Here is a 16,535-nt window from a genome sequence, read left to right on the forward strand (position 1 = left end):
CAGGGTTCGGCGGACACCGGCCGTTCGGCGCAGGGATGGAACGAGCCCGTGCCCCCGCGGTCGACGCGGCGCGTGCCGCGGCCGATCACGATCGCGCTGCCGGACCGGGTGCGGGGGCGGATCGCGCCCACCGGGCAGGGGCAGGGAAACGGCCCGCAACCGCCCGAACCACGCCCTCCGCCATAGCTTTTCGCTATGGATGTCGCCTGGCGTACCCCGCCTCCTCGGGCACCCTTGGACCGTGCGACTGCTGCTAAGGTTTCGATGTTTTCCGTGGTCGGGTAAGCGCTGACCGCGCGTTCTTATGCTGTACGCCTGTTCCCGGCGGGTCCCGGTGCAGGCGGGAATTGGAGCAGACATGCTGGCCAGCGGTGAGGCTTTCGCCGGCTATGTCATCGAACGGCAATTGGGTCGCGGTGGCATGGGTTCGGTGTACCTGGCGAAACATCCGCGGCTGCCGCGGATGACGGCGCTGAAGCTGTTGAACCGGGAATTGTTCTTCGACAAGGAGGTGCGGGCGCGGTTCGAACGGGAGGCGGACCTGGTCGCCCGGCTCGACCACCCCGGCATCGTCACGGTCTACGACCGCGGTCTGGAAGACGAGCAGCTGTGGATCTCGATGCAGTACATCGACGGCATCGACGCCGCCTCGGTGGATCCGAAGACGCTGCCGCCCGCGCGCGCCGTGCAGATCGTCAAGGAGACCGCCGACGCGCTGGACTACGCGCACGGCATGGGCGTGCTGCACCGCGACGTGAAGCCTGCGAACATCCTGCTGGCCCGCTCCACCGGCGGCCGCGGCGAACGCGTGTACCTCACCGACTTCGGCATCGCCCGGCTCCGTGACGACACCGGCCACCTCACCCAGACCGGCACTTTCACCGCCACCCTTGCCTACGCCTCGCCCGAGCAGCTCACCGGCGCGGCGCTCGATCACCGTTCCGATCAGTACTCGCTGGCGTGCGCGCTGTTCTGGCTGTTCACCGGCAGCGGTCCGTTCGCGGCCACCAACCCGGCCCAGGTCATTCAGGGTCATCTCCAGTCGGCGCCGCCCGCGCTGAGCAGCGTGCGCCAAGGGCTGCCGTTCGCACTGGACGGCGTGCTGGCCAGGGCGATGGCCAAGCGGCCCGACGATCGTTTCGCCAGCTGTTCGGAGTTCGCCGCGGCGGCGCAGGCCGCGCTGTCGGGGCAGAGTGTGCCGTCGATGCCGCTGGCCGGCGGTCCGCGCCCGGTCACCGGTCCGCCGCAACAGATCTCGGGTCCGCATCCGGTCACCGGCGGTCCGATTCCGGTGACCGGCGGGCAGTACCAGGTCGGCCCGACGACCAGCGGTGCGCAGCCGCTGACCGGTCAGCCGATGACCACGCCGCAGGGCCCAGTGCCCACCGCGACCGGCCCGCACCAGCAGACCGGCCCCGCGGCGCAGTACCCGCAGCAGTCCGGCGGGTACGGATTCGCGTCGCCGCCAGGACCGCCGATGGGCGGGGGGCACGCGATGGGCGGTGGATACCAGCCGCCGCGCAAGTCCAACACCGGACTGATCGCCGCGCTGGCCGTCGGCGTGGTGGTGCTGATCGTCGTGGTCATCGGTATCGGCGTCGTGGTGAGCAGTAGTTCGTCCTCCGGTGGCGGCGACACCACGACTGCGTCGCCGACGAGCACCTCGACCGGCAAGCGCCCGGTGACCGCCGACGCCGCCGCGATCAGCAACGAGTTCCCGGGGATGGTTCCGGCGGACGAGGACGGCGACATCGGCTACAACGGCGCCACCTGCGGCGCCTACTCGCCGGACCGGCCCTCGGTACCCACCGACGGCACACCGGATTTCGGCAACTGGGCCTACCAGTGGGACTGCTTCGGCGGCGGCAACAACGACGACCCGTTCTTCACCATCTACGTCTACAAGTCGGCCGCCGACGTGCAGGCGGCGCTGAACAACCTGCCGTCGAACGCCAGCAAGTCGACCGACAGCAACGGCGGAAAGTCCTACACCAACTACAAATTCGACAACAGCGGCCCGAAGGTGGTCACCGTCTTCACCGGCGATCCGGATCGTGCGCAGTTCCTGATGTACACCGACGGCATCGTCGGCAGCATCGACGAGGTGCTGCGCTGGTGGCGGTCGGCGCCGCTGAACTGACGCATGCTGGACAACGGCGCGGTTTTCGCCGGGTACACCGTCGAACGCCTGCTCGGGCGCGGGGGCATGGGTTCGGTGTACCTGGCGCGGCATCCGCGATTGCCGCGATGGACGGCGTTGAAGCTGCTCAATCGAGAGCTGTTCTTCGACACCGAGATTCGAGCCCGGTTCGAGCGGGAGGCCGATCTGGTCGCCCAGCTCGACCACCCGAACATCGTCACCGTGTTCGACCGCGGGGTCGAAGGCGAGCAGCTGTGGATCTCCATGCAGTACGTCGACGGTGTCGACGCGGCGTCGCTGGACGCCCGCGCGCTGCCGCCGCAGCGCGCGGTGCAGATCGTCACCGAGACCGCAAAGGCGCTGGACTTCGCGCACGGCAAGGGCGTGCTGCACCGGGATGTGAAGCCCGCCAACATCCTGTTGGAGCGGGCCGAGGGCGGGTTGGAGCGGGTGTTCCTCACCGACTTCGGCATCGCCCGCTTCCGAGACGACACCGGAAAGCTGACCCAGACCGGAACGTTCACCGCCACACTGGCTTTCGCCTCGCCTGAACAACTCTCCGGAGCGGTGCTCGATCACCGCTCGGATCAGTATTCGCTGGCGTGCAGCCTGTTTCGGATGCTGACCGGAACAGTGCCGTTCGAGGCGAGCAACCCGGTCGCGGTCATCCAGGGGCACATGCAACAGCCGCCGCCGCGGTTGAGCGCCGTCCGGCCGGGCCTGCCGCCTGCGCTGGACGCGGTACTGTTGCGCGCCCTCGCCAAGCGCCCTGACGACCGCTTCGACTCGTGCACGGAGTTCGCCGAGGCGGCGCGGCGGGCGTTCGGCGGACCCGCGTCCGGTCCTTTTCCGCTGGCGGACAACGGTTTCGGCGACGGCTCGGGCGCCTGGCCGCAGGCGACACCTCCGCCGAGTCCGGCCCCGCCGACCACGCCCGGATACCCGGCTCCGCCCGTGGCCTCGGGACCCGCGCCCGTCTCTGGTCCCGGGTATCGCACGCACGGACCCGGAACTTCGCCCTCGCCCGGCGTGCCGGACGAGCAGGGGTCCTGGCAGGAATATCCGCCGCGCTCCGCGTTCGGTCCGGGTGAAGCCGGAGCGGACGCCTACGGTGCAGTTGCAGGCGCCCGGCGGCCCTCACCCGCGCACAGCGGTGCGATCCACGCCCCGGGTTCCGCTGGTGCGCAGCCGCATTCGAACCACGCCGGGCGACCGCACGACCGCCGCGGACGCGCACCGTCCCGCCGATCGCGCCGCACGCCGGTGATCGGCGTCGCCGTGGGCGCCGCCCTCGCGATTCTCGCCGTCACCGCGGTGGTCGCCGACCGTGGGGCGGAGCCGGGCAGCTCCGCCGCACCGACGAGCACCGTCGAACCGTCGCCGTCGACGCAACGCCCCGCGAAGACCACCGCGGCGCCCACCACCTCGGAGAAATACGACGAGTCCGACTCTCTCGTGGACGACATCGCGTCGATCAGCAAGGCATTCCCCGGCATGACCCCCGAGGTCGACAAGGACGACGTCGTGCACACCGGCCCCGGTCACAACGGAGCCACCTGCTTCGCCAAACCGGAGGGTTCGGCGAACGCGATGGACGCGGGCGCACCGGATTTCGGCACCTGGACCGCGTACTGGTACTGCTTCGGCGGCCCGAACAAGGCCAGCTACGAGCTGTTCGTCTACCGCTCGCCCGAGGACGTGCAGGCCGCCGTCGGTTCGCTGCCCGGCCACGTCCGCTCCACCGCCGAGCACGGCCGCGAGACCTATACGAACTACCTGCTCCACGGCCATCCCGCCGCCAAGCGCCCCCGCATGATCACCGTATTCACTGGCTCCGAAAAGCGGGAGAGCTTCCTGATGTACAGCGTCGGGTTCATCGCCACCCAGGAGGAATTCATGGATTGGTGGCGCACCGCACCGCTGAGTTGAACGCGCCGGATCCCGGACTTGCCTCTCCATCAAGGGGAGACGCCAGGCTGTCGGACATGGACGACGACACGCTTCTCCCGATCGGCGCGGTGGCGCGACGAACCGGCCTGACGGTCAAGACCATCCGCTTCTACGCCGATCGAGGAATCGTCGCGCCGTCCGCCATCGGCCCGAACGGCTTCCGCCGCTACGACTCCGACGCCATCGCCCGCCTGGAACTGGTCCGCACCTTGCGCGCCCTCGGCCTCGACCTGGACACCGTGCGCCAGGTGCTGGCGCGGGAACGCACCGTGCCCGAGGTGGCGGCGGCCCACGCCGACGCGCTCGACCTCCAGATCCGGATCCTGCGGCAGCGGCGGGCGGTGTTGCGCGCGGTCGCGCAGCGGGCCACCGACACCGAGGAGATGAACACCATGCACCGACTGGCCACGCTCACCGACGCCGAGCGCCGCAGGATCGTCCACGACTTCGTCGACGACGCCTTCGGCGGTGTCGACGCGAATCCCGAGCTCGTCGAACTGCTCCGCGCGACGGTGCCCGACCTGCCGGAAGATCCCACGCCCGAACAGGTTCGAGCATGGATGGAATTGGCCGAACTGGTCCAGGACGCGGATTTCCGCGCGGCCGTGCGGCGGATGGCCGAGTACCAGGCTCGCGAGCGCGCGAACGGCGACACCACCGGCCTCCACCACGAACTGACCGAGGCCGTGCGCGACCAGGTCGGGGCGGCGCTTGCCGCGGGCACGGCTCCGGACGCGCCCGGGGCGGCCGAGGTGGTCGACGAGCTGACCGCGCGCTACGCCCGCACCTTCGGCCGCGCCGACGACGCCGACCTGCGCTGCTGGCTGCTGGAGCGGCTGACGGTCGCCAACGACGCACGGGTGGAGCGGTATTGGCGGCTCGTGGCCGCCGTCAACGGGTGGCCCGCACCGCAGGAACTCGCCGAGATCTTCGACTGGTTCACCGCGGCGCTGAGAGCGGCACGGGCGACTCGCCGCTAGCGGAGCGGTATCCGAGACTTGTCGCGAGCGGAGCTGTATTGGCGACGCGCCGTCAGCGGGCAGCCCGCCCGCGCGGGACCGGACCCGGTGCGGTGCGCGGCTCACGAAAGCGGGCCGCGCACGACGGGTTCTAGAGCACCGCTTCGATGGCCGAAACCACCGCCGGGTCTTCGGGTTTCACGGTCGGGCGGAACCGCGCCGCCACCTTGCCGTCCCGGTCGATGAGGAACTTCTCGAAGTTCCACTGGATGTCGCCTGCCGCGCCCTCGGCGTCGGCGGTTTCGACAAGCTCCTGGTACAGCGGGTGCCGGTTCTCGCCGTTCACCTCGGTCTTCTCCAGCAGCGGGAAGTCGACGCCGTAGGTGGTGGAGCAGAACTCCTGGATCTCCTCGGCCGAACCGGGTTCCTGGCCCATGAACTGGTTGCACGGCACGCCGATCACGGTGAACCCGCGCTGGCCGTAGGTCCGCTGCAGCTCGACCAGCGCCGAGTACTGCGGCGTCAGACCGCATTTGGACGCCACATTGACCAGCAGCACCGCTTGGTCACCGGCCAGCTCGGCCAGCGTCGTCGGCGCACCGATCAGGGTCTGTAGCGGAATATCCCGAATGCTCACTCGTCTCGCACCTGCCAATTCTGTGATTCGGTGGGTCCACCCCGAGCGCCACGCTACCGGATCGGCGCGGCGGACGAGCCAGGGCGAAAGGGCCGTCCGGCGCGGCCCGGTCCGGTTCAGCGCAGCCGTGTTCGCCGCATCAGCCGCAGCGTGGCCAGGGTGGTCTTGACCTGCATCGCGTAGGGCAGCCGGGCGCGGGCGGCCAAGACCTGGACTTTCACCACGCCGATGTTCACCGTGTCGGTGTACTTCAGCAAGCCCTGGTCGCCGTGCCGGGTTCCGACGCCGGACTGCTTCACGCCGCCGGACGGTGTGGCCTTGGCGGAGTAGGTGGCGACGAAGCCGTCGTTGATATTGATGTTGCCCGACTCGAGCCGGTCCGCGATCCGCCTGCCCCTGGCCAGGTCGGTTGTCCACACGCTGGCATTGAGCCCATAGTCCGTGTCGTTGGCGAGGCGGACGGCCTCGGCGTCGTCGCGGAACGGATAGACGCTCACCACCGGCCCGAAGGTCTCCGCCGTCGCGTGGACCATGTCGGGGGTGACGCCGGTCAGCACGGTCGGCTCGTAGAAGGATGGCCCGATGTCGGGGCGCGCGCGGCCACCGGTGTGCACGGTCGCGCCCTTCGCGCGCGCGTCGTCCACGTGTTCGGCCACCCTGGCCAGCTGGTCGGCCGAGACCAGGGAGCCGAATTCCGGCGCGTAGTCGTAGGCGGCGCCGATCTTCGACCCGAGCTCCTCGGCCGCCGCGACCAGGCGGCGCAGGAATTCGTCGTGGATCCGCTCGTGCACGTAGATCCGCTCGATGTGCATACACGCCTGGCCGGAGTTGCCGAACACCGCGAAGACCGCGCCCGCGATCGCGTCGTCGAGATTCGCGTCGTCCAGCACGATCATCGGATTCTTGCCGCCGAGCTCGAGGCTGCATCCGATGAGGTGGCGACCTGCCTGCTCGCCGACCAGCCGCCCGGTAGCGGTGGAACCGGTGAACATGACGAAATCGGAGCCGCCGATCAGCGTCGGACCCACGTCGGGTCCGGTGCCGCAGACGACCTGGAACAGCCCGCGCGGCAAGCCCGCCCGATACAGCAGTTCGACGCCGAACAGCGCGCACAGCGCGGTCTTGTTGTCTGGCTTGAGCACTACGGCGTTGCCCGCGATGAGGGCCGGCACCGAATCGGAGAGCGCGATGGCGAAGGGGAAGTTCCACGGCGCGATCACCGCGACCGCGCCTTTGGGTCGGTGCTCCTCGAACGAGGCGGTCACCAGGGGGATCGGTCCGCCGCGCCGCCGTGGCCGCAGCACCCGGCGCGCGGTCTTCAGGTAGTGGCTGATCACCATCGGCACGTCGCAGGATTCCTCGAGCGCCATGCGCCGGGTCTTGCCGCAGCCGATCTGGACGAGGTCGGCGATCGTCTCGCCCTCCCGCAGGAACAGCTCGTGTGCCCGCTCGAACACCGCGAGCCTGCGGAGCAGCGGCCAGCTCGCCCATTCCCGCTGCGCCTCACGGGCGGTGGCGAAGGCCTCGGTGATGTCCTCGGGCCGGGATTGCGGCAGGTCGCCGACGTGGGCGCCGGTGTAGACCTCGGTCATCGGAAACGGCGGACGGGCATCCGCGCCGGACCCGGCGGCGACCATGCCGGTCAGGCGTGCGATCAGTTCCGCCGTGATCCGGGGCGGCAGAGTCGCCGTCGACTCGTCCGTGGCGTGGATTGTGCTCATGGGTGTCTCCAAGGCGTGCGATTGCGACGCGCGCCCGCGGTGCGCCGGGCGCGTCCCTCGGTATGAAATTAGAACACGTTCTTATTGTCTCACCTAGAGTTCTCGGTGATCGGTCGACGGCGCTGGTTTCTGGCGCGGCACCGCTAGAGGTTGGGCTCCGTGGCGCCGGGTATCGGACGGAGCGGCGCCTCCGGCTGCACCTCGACGAGCACCAGGTGCGCCCCGCGCGGCGCCGTCACCACGGCAAGCACCGCCGCCGCGAGATCGCCGGCCCGCAGCATGTGCGGGTGCCTGGCGAAACCCCACACCTTCCAGTCCTCGAGCAACGGTCCGACGACCTCCGGTGTCGAGTTCATGCCCATGTTGGTCAGCGTGGGGCCTGGCCGCACCACCGAGGCGCGAATCCCGCTGCCCTCCAATTCCATTCGCAACTGCACCGCCATCGCCTCCAGCCCGGCCTTGGCCGCGCTGTAGGCGCCGGTGCGGGGCCGGGGCTCGGGCGCGCAGTCGGACCCGATGAGCACCACGTCACCGCGCCGCCTGGCGAGCATGCCTGGCACTACGCGGTGCACCAGTCGCTGCGCGCCGACCAGGTGCACCTCGACCTGGTGCAGGAATCGTTCCGGATCCATCTCCTGCACCAGCGAGAATTCGATATCGCCCGCGCCGGACACCAGGATCTCGGCGGGACCGAGTTCCCGCTCGGCGGCGGTGACGAACTCGTCGACCGAGTCCGCGTCGGTGACGTCGAGCCGGTGGGCGAAGGCCGCGCCGCCGTCGGCGCGGATCTTGGCCGCCAGCTCCTCGCAAAGGTCGACGCGCCGCGCGCCTAGGGCGACCGGATGGCCCAGCTCGGCGAGCGCGAGTGCGGTCGCGGCGCCGATTCCGGAGGAGGCGCCCGCGATCAGCGAGGGCCTGCGGGCGGGGTGGGGTTCGTAACGGGGCATCTACCTCTCCACGGTCAGGGGAAGCGCGGCGAAGCCGCGGACATTGGTCGAGTGCACGCGCACGATTCCGCTGTCGACGACGCGATAGGCGGGCACCCTTGCGGCGAATTCACGAAGCGCCACAACGGCTTCCAGGCGCGCCAGGTGCGCGCCGAGGCAGAAGTGCACGCCCGCACCGAAACTGGCGAGCTTGCCCTTGTCCGGCCGGTCGATCCGGTAGGTGTCGGCGTCGTCGAAGGCCGCGGAATCGCGGTTGGCCGAACCGATCAGCAGCAGCACCTTCGCGCCCGCCGGGATCGTCGCCGCGTGGTAGTCGAGATCGACGACGGCGGTGCGCGCCACGATCTGGCTGGAGGTGTCGTAGCGCAGCGTCTCCTCCACCCAGTCCGGCACCAGGCCGGGGTCGGCCACCACCTTCGCGTACTCGCCGGGATATCGCGCCGCCCAGTACAGCGCGTTGCCGAGCAGTTTGGTGGTGGTCTCGTTGCCCGCGACCACCATCAGGAACATGAAGCCGATGATCTCCTGATCGCTGAGCCGATCGCCGTCGATGACGGCGTCCAGCAGCGCGGAGACGAGATCGTCGCCGGGTGCGCGGCGGCGCTCGGCGACCAGGTCGGTGTAGTAGCCGAACAGCTTGATCGAGGCGTCCACCGCGGGCATCGGCACGTCGAGCACGCCGTCTTCGCGGTGTACGACGAGATCGGCGAGGCGGCGGATCTCGGCGCGGTCCTGCTCCGGGACGCCCATCAGCTCCGAGATCACGTCCATCGGCAGCTTGCCCGCGAAATCCTCGATCCACTCCATGCTTTCGCGTACCAGTGCGGGTTCCAGGTAGCTGAGGGTGATTTCGCGGATGCGGTCTTCCATTTCTGCCACCCGGCGCGGGGTGAAGCCCTTGTAGACCAGCTTGCGCATCCGCATGTGCCGGGGGTCGTCCATGGCGAGGAAGGACATCACCCGGTGCGCGTGCGGGCCCCACGCGGCCGGGTCGAGCGAAACGCCGTTCGCGCTGGAGAGCCGGGTCGCGTCGCGGAACCCGGCGGTCACGTCGGCGTGCCGGGAGAGCGCCCAGAAATCCAGGTCGGGATTGTGGTAGAGCGGTGCCTCGGTCCGCAGCCTCCGGTAGGTGGGGTACGGATCGTCGTGGAAGCGGTAGTCGTACGGGTCGAAGGTCAGCGGTTCCAGCGAGGCTGCCGTCATGGTGATCTCCGATTGATCCGTAACGAGTTCTCACGCTGGACAGCGCTGAGCACCGTCCGCGAAGACACATAGCTGGACATGTGTCTGGACAGTACCAGCGCTCGAATATCGAGACAACGGATCGGCGGTATTCGCGATCTGTTCTCACGGCGATTCGGTCGTCGATAGTGAAACATGTTCTTGCAAGCCGGAGTGTGACTGGACTATATTCCGTACACCTGTCCGGACAGTATCGGAGCAACCATGAGCAGTCTCCTGCCCGCCGACGGTGCGCGCCTGTTGATCGACGGCAAACTCCGCCAGGGCGGCGACGGCGTGTTCGAGACGGTGAACCCCGCGACCGAGGAAGTCGTCGGCCTCGCCGCGAACGCGAACGCCGCCGATATGGACGCCGCGATCGCCGCCGCGCGCACCGCCTTCGACGACACCGAGTGGTCCCGCGACCACGCCTTCCGCGCTCGGTGCCTGGAACAGCTGCGGGTCGCGTTGCAGGGCGAGGTCGAGGCACTGCGCGAGATCACCGTCGCCGAGGCGGGCGCGCCCGTCATGCTCACCAAAGGCCCGCAATTGGAGGGGCCGATCGCGGATCTGGCATTCGCGGCCGGGCTGGCCGAGAACTACGAGTGGGAAACGGATCTCGGCGTCGCCGAGCCGATGGGCATCAAGACGCGCCGGACGCTGCGCCGCGAACCGGTCGGCGTCGTCGGCGCCATCATCCCGTGGAACTTCCCGCACCAGATCGGTTTCGCCAAACTGGGTCCCGCGCTCGCGGCCGGAAACACGGCGGTGCTCAAGCCCGCGCCCGATACTCCGTGGTGCGCGGCGGCGGTCGGCGCGATCATCGCCGAACAGACCGACATACCGCCCGGCGTGGTCAACATCGTGACCTCGTCCGATCACGGTCTCGGCGCCCATCTTTCGGTGGATCCGCGGGTGGATCTGATCAGCTTCACCGGCTCGACGCAGACCGGCAGGCTGGTGATGGCCGCCGCCGCGCCGACGCTGAAGAAGACCTTCCTCGAGCTGGGCGGCAAGTCCGCGTTCATCGTGCTCGATGACGCCGATATCGCCGCAGCCGTTGGCGTCGCGGCATTTTCGGTGTGCGTCCACGCCGGACAGGGGTGCGCGCTCACCACCCGGCTGCTGGTGCCGCGCGCGTCCTACGACGAGGCGGTGCAGGTGGCCGCGGCCACCATGGGACGGCTGAAGCCGGGCGATCCCACCGAACCCGGCACCGTCTGCGGGCCGCTCATCTCGCGTCGCCAACGCGATCGGGTGCTCGGCTACCTGGATACGGCGCGGGCCGAGGGCGGGCGGATCGTGGTCGGCGGCGGTCGGCCGGAGGGGCGGGAGCGCGGCTGGTTCGTCGAGCCGACGCTGATCGCCGACCTGCCCAACAGTGCGACCGTCGCGCGCGAGGAGATCTTCGGGCCGGTGCTGGTGATCATTCCGCACGACGGCGACGACGACGCCATCCGCATCGCCAACGATTCCCCCTACGGGTTGTCGGGTTCGGTGTGGGGCGTCGACCCGGAACGAATCCGGCGCGTCACCGAGGGGGTGCGGACCGGGACGCTCAGCGTCAACGGCGGCGTGTGGTACTCCGCCGACGCGCCGTTCGGCGGTTACAAGCAGTCCGGCATCGGCCGCGAGATGGGCGTGGCCGGCTTCGAGGAATACCTGGAAACCAAGCTGATCGCCACCGCGGGCTGAAACCCGCTGGACGGCAATCCGATCGGCACAGATGTGGAGGAGCCGACCCCATGGGACGATTCACAGGAAGATCCGTCATCGTCACCGGCGCCGCTCAGGGCATCGGCGCGGTGTACGCCAAAGCGCTGGCCGATGAGGGCGCCAAAGTCGTTGTGGCCGACCGCAATGTCGAGCGCGGCAAGACCGTCGCCGCCGAGATCGCGGCGGCGGGCGGCACCGCCGTGTTCGGCGAGGTCGACGTCGCCGATCCCGAATCCGCCTCGGCGCTGGCCGAATTCACCGTCGGCGAGTTCGGCGCGATCAACCACCTGGTCAACAACGCCGCCATCTACGGCGAGATGAAACTCGACCTGCTGCTCACCGTGCCGTGGGACTACTACAAGAAGTTCATGTCGGTGAACATGGACGGCGCGCTCAACATGACCAGGGCGGTGTTCCAGCACCTGGTGCGCGCGGGCGGCGGCTCGATCGTCAACCAGTCGTCCACCGCCGCCTGGGTGTACTCCGGCTTCTACGGCCTGGCCAAGGTCGGCGTCAACGGACTCACCCAGCAATTGGCCTTCGAATTGGGCGCATCGAAGATCCGGATCAACGCCATCGCGCCGGGACCCATCGACACCGAGGCGACCAAGACGGTGACACCGGGCGTCATCGTGGACGACATGATCAAGCGGCTGCCGCTCAAACGCATGGGCACGCCGGAGGATCTCGTCGGCGCCTGCCTGTACCTGCTCTCCGACGACGCGGCGTGGGTCACCGGGCAGATCTTCAACGTCGACGGCGGACAGATCTTCCGCTCATGAACGCACCGCTACGCGTCGGATTCATCGGCCTCGGCAACATGGGCGCGCCGATGGCCCAGCGGTTGCTGTCCTGGCCGGGTGGGCTCACGGTGTGCGACACCAGGCCCGAGGCGGTACGCCCGTTCGCCGAAGCCGGTGCGGCGGTGGCGGATTCGATCACCGATATCGCCGCGGCGGCCGACATCGTCTGCGTCGCGGTGCTCGACGACGCGCAAGTGCGCGCCGTGGTCACCGAGCTGTCGGGCACCGCCGCGCGGGGGACCGTGATCGCGGTGCATTCCACAATCGCCGACCGGACCGCCGAGGACCTGGCGGTCAGCTGCGCCGAACACGGCATCGACCTCATCGACGCACCCGTCAGCGGCGGCGGACCCGGTGCCACAATGGGTCGGCTCGCGGTCATGATCGGCGGTAGCGCGACGGCGTTCGAGCGGGTGCGCGAGCCCTTCGGTTGTTTCGCCGATCTCGTCGTGCACGCGGGCGAGGTGGGCGCGGGGACGCGAATGAAGCTGGCGCGCAACCTCTTGCACTTCGTCGCGTTCAGCGCGGCGAGCGAGGCGCAACGGCTGGCCGAGGCCGCGGGACTCGACATCATCACCCTGGGCAAGATCGTCCGGCACTCCGACGCGGTGACCGGCGGCCCCGGCGCCATCATGCTGCGCGACCGCACCGCGCCGATCGAGCCGGACGACTTCTGGCTGCCCATCCTGCGCCACGTGCGCGACCTCGGCGAGAAGGACCTCGGTCTTGCGCTGGAACTCGGCGACCGGCTGGATCTCGACTTGCCGCTGGCCCGCCTGGCGCTGGAGCGCCTCGGTCCCGGTCTCGGCGTCGGCGACAACACCTTCGAAAGGCAGAATCCATGACCGACAACGGATCCGACACCGTCCGGCAGCGCGGGCTGGCCAAGATGGCCGAGGTCTACGGCACCGAATTCCAGGAGTACCCCGGCGACCACTTCGCGATGACCGCCGATCACCTCTTCGCGAACGTGTGGTCGCGTCCCGGCCTCACCGTGCGCGACCGCCGCCTGCTGCTGCTCGGCGCGCTGACCGCGCAGGGGTTGATGGACACCGCGGGCATCCAGATCGGCGCCGCGTTGCGCAACGCGGAGCTCACCGAGGAGCAGCTGCACGAGATCGCGCTGTTCCTGTGCCACTACGTGGGTTGGCCGAACGGCACCAAACTCGACCTGCTGGTGGGAACAATCGTGGCACAGCAGAAGAAGGCCGCCAGAGCCGAGCGCGCCGCCGCCGACCAGCCCGAGAACTCTTGACAGCCCGAGGAAGCGAAGCCATGACCGACGCCAAGTCCATCCGTCCACTGCGTGCCAGCCAAGTCTCCGAATGGGGGCACGCCGCCGATGTCGTCGTCGCGGGGTACGGCATCGCCGGCGTGTGCGCCGCCATCGAGGCCGCGCGGGCCGGAGCCGAGGTGCTGATCCTGGAACGCTCCGGCGGCTGGGGCGGCGCGGCGGCGATGGCGGGCGGGTTCATCTACCTCGGCGGCGGCACGCCGCTGCAACGGGCACTCGGCTTCGAGGACAGCCCGGAGAACATGGAGAAGTTCCTGCTCGCCGCGCTCGGCCCCGGCGTCGACGCGGCCAAGATCGCCGACTACTGCCGCAACAGCGTCGAGCACTACAACTGGCTGGTCGCCTGCGGCGTGCCGTTCCGCGAGGCGTTCTGGGGCGAGCCAGGCTGGGAGCCGCCGCACGACGAGGGCCTGATGTACTCCGGCGGCGAGAACGCCGCGCCGTTCAACACCCTGGCCACACCCGCGCCGCGCGGACACGTTCCGCAGTACGCCGACAAGCGGATCGGGCAGCGCAGCGGCGGCTACATGCTCATGAAGCCGCTCGCCGAGACCGCCGAAAGCCTCGGCGTGCGAGTCGAATACGACACCCGCATCCGGCGGCTGATCGTGGACGACGACGATCGGGTGGTCGGCGTGGTCGCCGCGCATTTCGGCAAGGAGGTCGCGGTGCGCGCCGAGCGGGGCGTCGTGCTCGCCACGGGCAGCTTCGCCTATGCCGCGCAGATGGTGGAGGGGTACGCGCCGCGCCTGATCGGCAGGCCGGCCGCCGCGATCGAGGAGCACGACGGCATCGGTATCAGGGTGGCGCAGGCGCTCGGCGCCGACCTGGCCCACATGGACGCCACCGAGGTCGCCTTCTTCGGCGACCCGCAGCTGCTGGTGCGCGGCATCCTGGTGAACGGGCGCGGCCAGCGCTACATCCCGGAGGACACTTATCCGGGCCGGATCGGGCAGGCCACGCTGATCCAGCAGGAGAACCAGGCGTACCTGGTGATCGACGAGGCGTCCTATGAGGAGGCGCTGAAGACGGTGACGTCGACGCCGTTCTTCCGGCAGCCGCCGACCTGGGCGGCGGAATCGGTCGCCGAGTTGGAGGCGGAGATGGGACTTCCGGAGAGGGCGCTGCAATCCACGGTCGAGACCTACAACCGGCACGCGGCCGAGGGCAAGGATCCGCTGCTCGGCAAGAAGCCGGAATGGGTGCGCCCGATCGGCACCCCGTTGGCGGCCTTCGACATGCGCAACTTCACGGCGGGGTTCACCCTCGGCGGTCTGCGCACCGATCTGGACTCGCGGGTGCTGCACGTCTCCGGTGAGCCGATCGCCGGGCTGTATGCCGCTGGGCGCTGCACCTCGGGGTTGTGCGCGGGTGGGTATGTCAGCGGGGCCTCGCTCGGCGACGGCAGCTTCTACGGCCGCCGGGCCGGGGTGGCAGCCGCCAAGAATTGAACAGAGGCTGATAGTGTCTGGACACATGTCCGAAGGTGATTCCATCATGCTGGAGGCGACCCGGCGTCGCCTCAGCGGGAAACAGGCCGACACTGTCGACAAGCTCACCAAGGCGGCCGTGGAGGTGCTGGCCCGCGAGGGCTTCGCCGGCATGACCATCCGGTTGGTCGCCGCGGCCGCCGGGGTAGGCACCGCCACGGCCTACACCTATTTCTCCTCCAAGGAACACCTGGTCGCGGAGATCTTCTGGCGTCGCCTGATCGCCTCGCCGTCCCCGGCAAGCGAATCCGACGACCCGCACGCTCGCGTCGTCGCCGAGCTGCGCAACATCGCCATGCTCGTCGCCGACGAACAGGAACTCTCCGGCGCCGTCACCAGCGCCCTGCTCGGCCGCGACCCCGACGTCGCGCACCTGCGCGACCGCATCGGCGCCGAGATCCGCAAACGCGTCCTGCGGGCCCTCGGCCCCGACGCCGACCCCGACGTCGTCGAATCCCTCGAACTCCTCTACGCGGGCGCCCTCGTCCGCGCGGGCATGGGCTACGCCTCGTACTCCGAAATCGCCGACCGCATAGAGAAATCCGCCCTTTTGATCCTGAAATAGGCGTATCTCCGCCTTCGTTCCGGCCACGCGCGGTTTCGGACGGACTTCGTCCGGCTGCGTCGACTGGGCTGGCCCCGAGAGCGACGCCGAGGTACCGGTTGATCGTTCGATGGAGGCAGAGATGGCGAAGACTTTCCTCTATGATCCGGATCGCTCGTCCTATCTCCTCTACAGTGCGAGCACCAGCAGTTTCGACGAGCTGAAGAGTGGTGGCGGTCCGCGCCGCTGCGTTGGGCCGCGGGCAGGGCATACGACCCGGGTATTCGGGGGAATCCCTGATGGCGCAGGGCGGGGTTCGCAGACAGACTGGAGGGCATGACTTCGCAAGCTGTGGGGGCCGATACCGCCGAGACGGTGGCTCCGTCCGAAATCGCGGCGCGGGCCGTCGACCTGTCCAAGGTGTACGGGTCGGGTGATACCCGGGTCAAGGCGCTGGACGGCGTCTCGGTGGAGTTTGCGAGACGGGAGTTCACCGCGATCATGGGGCCCTCCGGCTCCGGCAAATCGACCCTGATGCACTGCCTGGCCGGGTTGGACAGCGCCAGCTCCGGCACCGTGCGCATCGGCGAGACCGATCTGACCGACCTCACCGACAAGCAGATGACCCGCCTGCGCCGCGACCGCATCGGCTTCGTCTTCCAGGCGTTCAACCTGGTGCCCACGCTCACCGCGCTGGAGAACATCACGCTGCCGCTGGACATCGCGGGCCGCAAGGCCGACGAGGACTGGCTCGACACGGTGATCAAGCGGCTCGGTATCGGCGACCGGCTCGACCACCGGCCCAGCGAACTGTCCGGCGGCCAGCAGCAGCGAGTGGCCTGCGCGCGGGCCCTGGCGGGCAAGCCCGAGATCATCTTCGGCGACGAGCCGACCGGCAACCTGGATTCGCGCGCCTCGGAAGAGGTGCTGTCCATCCTGCGCGCCGCGGTGGACGAGTTCGGTCAGACGGTCGTCATCGTCACCCACGAGCCGCACGCGGCGTCCTTCGCCGACCGGGTGATCTTCCTCGGCGACGGCCGTATCGTGTCCGAACTGCGCGATCCCACCGCGCAATCGGTGCTGGACCGGATGAAGTCGCTGGAGCAGGCGTGA

General features: G+C 69.3%; 14 protein-coding genes. 10 read left to right on the plus strand and 4 right to left on the minus strand.

All coding sequences use genetic code 11. The features are described from left to right. Positions 1–358 precede the first annotated feature (358 nt). From AB0H50_RS17305 to AB0H50_RS17315, 3 genes are read left to right on the plus strand one after another with little or no spacing between them, the layout of a single operon-like run. The gene (locus tag AB0H50_RS17305) at positions 359–2,140 is read left to right on the plus strand and encodes a protein kinase (RefSeq protein ID WP_357453009.1); all 1,782 of its coding nucleotides are present in this window, start codon (positions 359–361) and stop codon (positions 2,138–2,140) included. A 3-nt stretch (positions 2,141–2,143) separates the two neighbouring features. Then, entirely contained in the window at positions 2,144–4,069 is a 1,926-nt protein-coding gene (locus tag AB0H50_RS17310) for a protein kinase (protein ID WP_357453012.1), read from the plus strand. 56 nt (positions 4,070–4,125) lie between these two features. After that, the gene (locus tag AB0H50_RS17315; protein ID WP_357453016.1) at positions 4,126–5,070 is read left to right on the plus strand and encodes a MerR family transcriptional regulator; all 945 of its coding nucleotides are present in this window, start codon (positions 4,126–4,128) and stop codon (positions 5,068–5,070) included. A gap of 130 nt (positions 5,071–5,200) precedes the next feature. Here the strand turns inward: AB0H50_RS17315 and AB0H50_RS17320 are convergent, their stop codons facing one another. The 4 genes from AB0H50_RS17320 to AB0H50_RS17335 all read right to left on the minus strand — a co-directional run bounded on the left by AB0H50_RS17320 (position 5,201) and on the right by AB0H50_RS17335 (position 9,557). Then, on the minus strand, positions 5,201–5,686 hold the full coding sequence (locus AB0H50_RS17320; protein ID WP_357453019.1) for a glutathione peroxidase: 486 nt from the start codon (positions 5,684–5,686) through the stop codon (positions 5,201–5,203). A gap of 116 nt (positions 5,687–5,802) precedes the next feature. After that, on the minus strand, positions 5,803–7,407 hold the full coding sequence (locus AB0H50_RS17325; protein ID WP_357453021.1) for a succinic semialdehyde dehydrogenase: 1,605 nt from the start codon (positions 7,405–7,407) through the stop codon (positions 5,803–5,805). 143 nt (positions 7,408–7,550) lie between these two features. Next, positions 7,551–8,354, minus strand: coding sequence for an SDR family oxidoreductase (locus AB0H50_RS17330; RefSeq protein ID WP_357453024.1), 804 nt, complete (start codon positions 8,352–8,354; stop codon positions 7,551–7,553). After that, positions 8,355–9,557, minus strand: a complete 1,203-nt coding sequence (locus AB0H50_RS17335) for a cytochrome P450 (RefSeq protein ID WP_357453027.1) — start codon at positions 9,555–9,557, stop codon at positions 8,355–8,357. A gap of 243 nt (positions 9,558–9,800) precedes the next feature. Between AB0H50_RS17335 and AB0H50_RS17340 the strand changes: the two genes are divergently transcribed. The 7 genes from AB0H50_RS17340 (at position 9,801) to AB0H50_RS17370 (ending at position 16,535) form a co-directional block, all read left to right on the plus strand. Continuing rightward, complete coding sequence (locus AB0H50_RS17340; protein WP_357453030.1) at positions 9,801–11,270, plus strand: aldehyde dehydrogenase; 1,470 nt, start codon at positions 9,801–9,803, stop codon at positions 11,268–11,270. Positions 11,271–11,320: 50 nt separating this feature from the next. Then, the gene (locus AB0H50_RS17345) at positions 11,321–12,073 is read left to right on the plus strand and encodes an SDR family oxidoreductase (RefSeq protein WP_357453033.1); all 753 of its coding nucleotides are present in this window, start codon (positions 11,321–11,323) and stop codon (positions 12,071–12,073) included. Next, positions 12,070–12,939, plus strand: coding sequence for an NAD(P)-dependent oxidoreductase (locus AB0H50_RS17350; protein ID WP_357453036.1), 870 nt, complete (start codon positions 12,070–12,072; stop codon positions 12,937–12,939). The genes AB0H50_RS17345 and AB0H50_RS17350 overlap by 4 nt, the downstream gene beginning before the upstream one ends. Beyond that, positions 12,936–13,349, plus strand: a complete 414-nt coding sequence (locus AB0H50_RS17355; RefSeq protein WP_357453038.1) for a carboxymuconolactone decarboxylase family protein — start codon at positions 12,936–12,938, stop codon at positions 13,347–13,349. The genes AB0H50_RS17350 and AB0H50_RS17355 overlap by 4 nt, the downstream gene beginning before the upstream one ends. Positions 13,350–13,369: 20 nt before the next feature. Continuing rightward, on the plus strand, positions 13,370–14,839 hold the full coding sequence (locus AB0H50_RS17360) for an FAD-dependent oxidoreductase (RefSeq protein ID WP_357453041.1): 1,470 nt from the start codon (positions 13,370–13,372) through the stop codon (positions 14,837–14,839). Between the two features lie 25 nt (positions 14,840–14,864). Further along, positions 14,865–15,443 (plus strand): TetR family transcriptional regulator, encoded by a 579-nt coding sequence (locus AB0H50_RS17365; RefSeq protein ID WP_357453044.1) that lies wholly within the window; start codon positions 14,865–14,867, stop codon positions 15,441–15,443. 315 nt (positions 15,444–15,758) lie between these two features. Then, entirely contained in the window at positions 15,759–16,535 is a 777-nt protein-coding gene (locus AB0H50_RS17370; protein WP_357453047.1) for an ABC transporter ATP-binding protein, read from the plus strand.

Source organism: Nocardia sp. NPDC050793, from assembly GCF_040654065.1.
In the GTDB taxonomy this organism is placed as follows: Bacteria; Actinomycetota; Actinomycetes; order Mycobacteriales; family Mycobacteriaceae; genus Nocardia.

Excerpts from the sequence above, each read along its gene's own strand:
- AB0H50_RS17360 (WP_357453041.1), top strand. The coding sequence starts at position 13,370 with ATGACCGACGCCAAGTCCATCCGTCCACTGCGTGCCAGCCAAGTCTCC.
- AB0H50_RS17310 (WP_357453012.1), top strand. The coding sequence starts at position 2,144 with ATGCTGGACAACGGCGCGGTTTTCGCCGGGTACACCGTCGAACGCCTG.
- AB0H50_RS17315 (WP_357453016.1), top strand. The coding sequence starts at position 4,126 with ATGGACGACGACACGCTTCTCCCGATCGGCGCGGTGGCGCGACGAACC.
- AB0H50_RS17305 (WP_357453009.1), top strand. The coding sequence starts at position 359 with ATGCTGGCCAGCGGTGAGGCTTTCGCCGGCTATGTCATCGAACGGCAA.
- AB0H50_RS17345 (WP_357453033.1), top strand. The coding sequence starts at position 11,321 with ATGGGACGATTCACAGGAAGATCCGTCATCGTCACCGGCGCCGCTCAG.
- AB0H50_RS17330 (WP_357453024.1), bottom strand. The coding sequence starts at position 8,354 with ATGCCCCGTTACGAACCCCACCCCGCCCGCAGGCCCTCGCTGATCGCG.
- AB0H50_RS17355 (WP_357453038.1), top strand. The coding sequence starts at position 12,936 with ATGACCGACAACGGATCCGACACCGTCCGGCAGCGCGGGCTGGCCAAG.
- AB0H50_RS17340 (WP_357453030.1), top strand. The coding sequence starts at position 9,801 with ATGAGCAGTCTCCTGCCCGCCGACGGTGCGCGCCTGTTGATCGACGGC.
- AB0H50_RS17325 (WP_357453021.1), bottom strand. The coding sequence starts at position 7,407 with ATGAGCACAATCCACGCCACGGACGAGTCGACGGCGACTCTGCCGCCC.
- AB0H50_RS17370 (WP_357453047.1), top strand. The coding sequence starts at position 15,759 with ATGACTTCGCAAGCTGTGGGGGCCGATACCGCCGAGACGGTGGCTCCG.
- AB0H50_RS17350 (WP_357453036.1), top strand. The coding sequence starts at position 12,070 with ATGAACGCACCGCTACGCGTCGGATTCATCGGCCTCGGCAACATGGGC.
- AB0H50_RS17365 (WP_357453044.1), top strand. The coding sequence starts at position 14,865 with ATGTCCGAAGGTGATTCCATCATGCTGGAGGCGACCCGGCGTCGCCTC.
- AB0H50_RS17335 (WP_357453027.1), bottom strand. The coding sequence starts at position 9,557 with ATGACGGCAGCCTCGCTGGAACCGCTGACCTTCGACCCGTACGACTAC.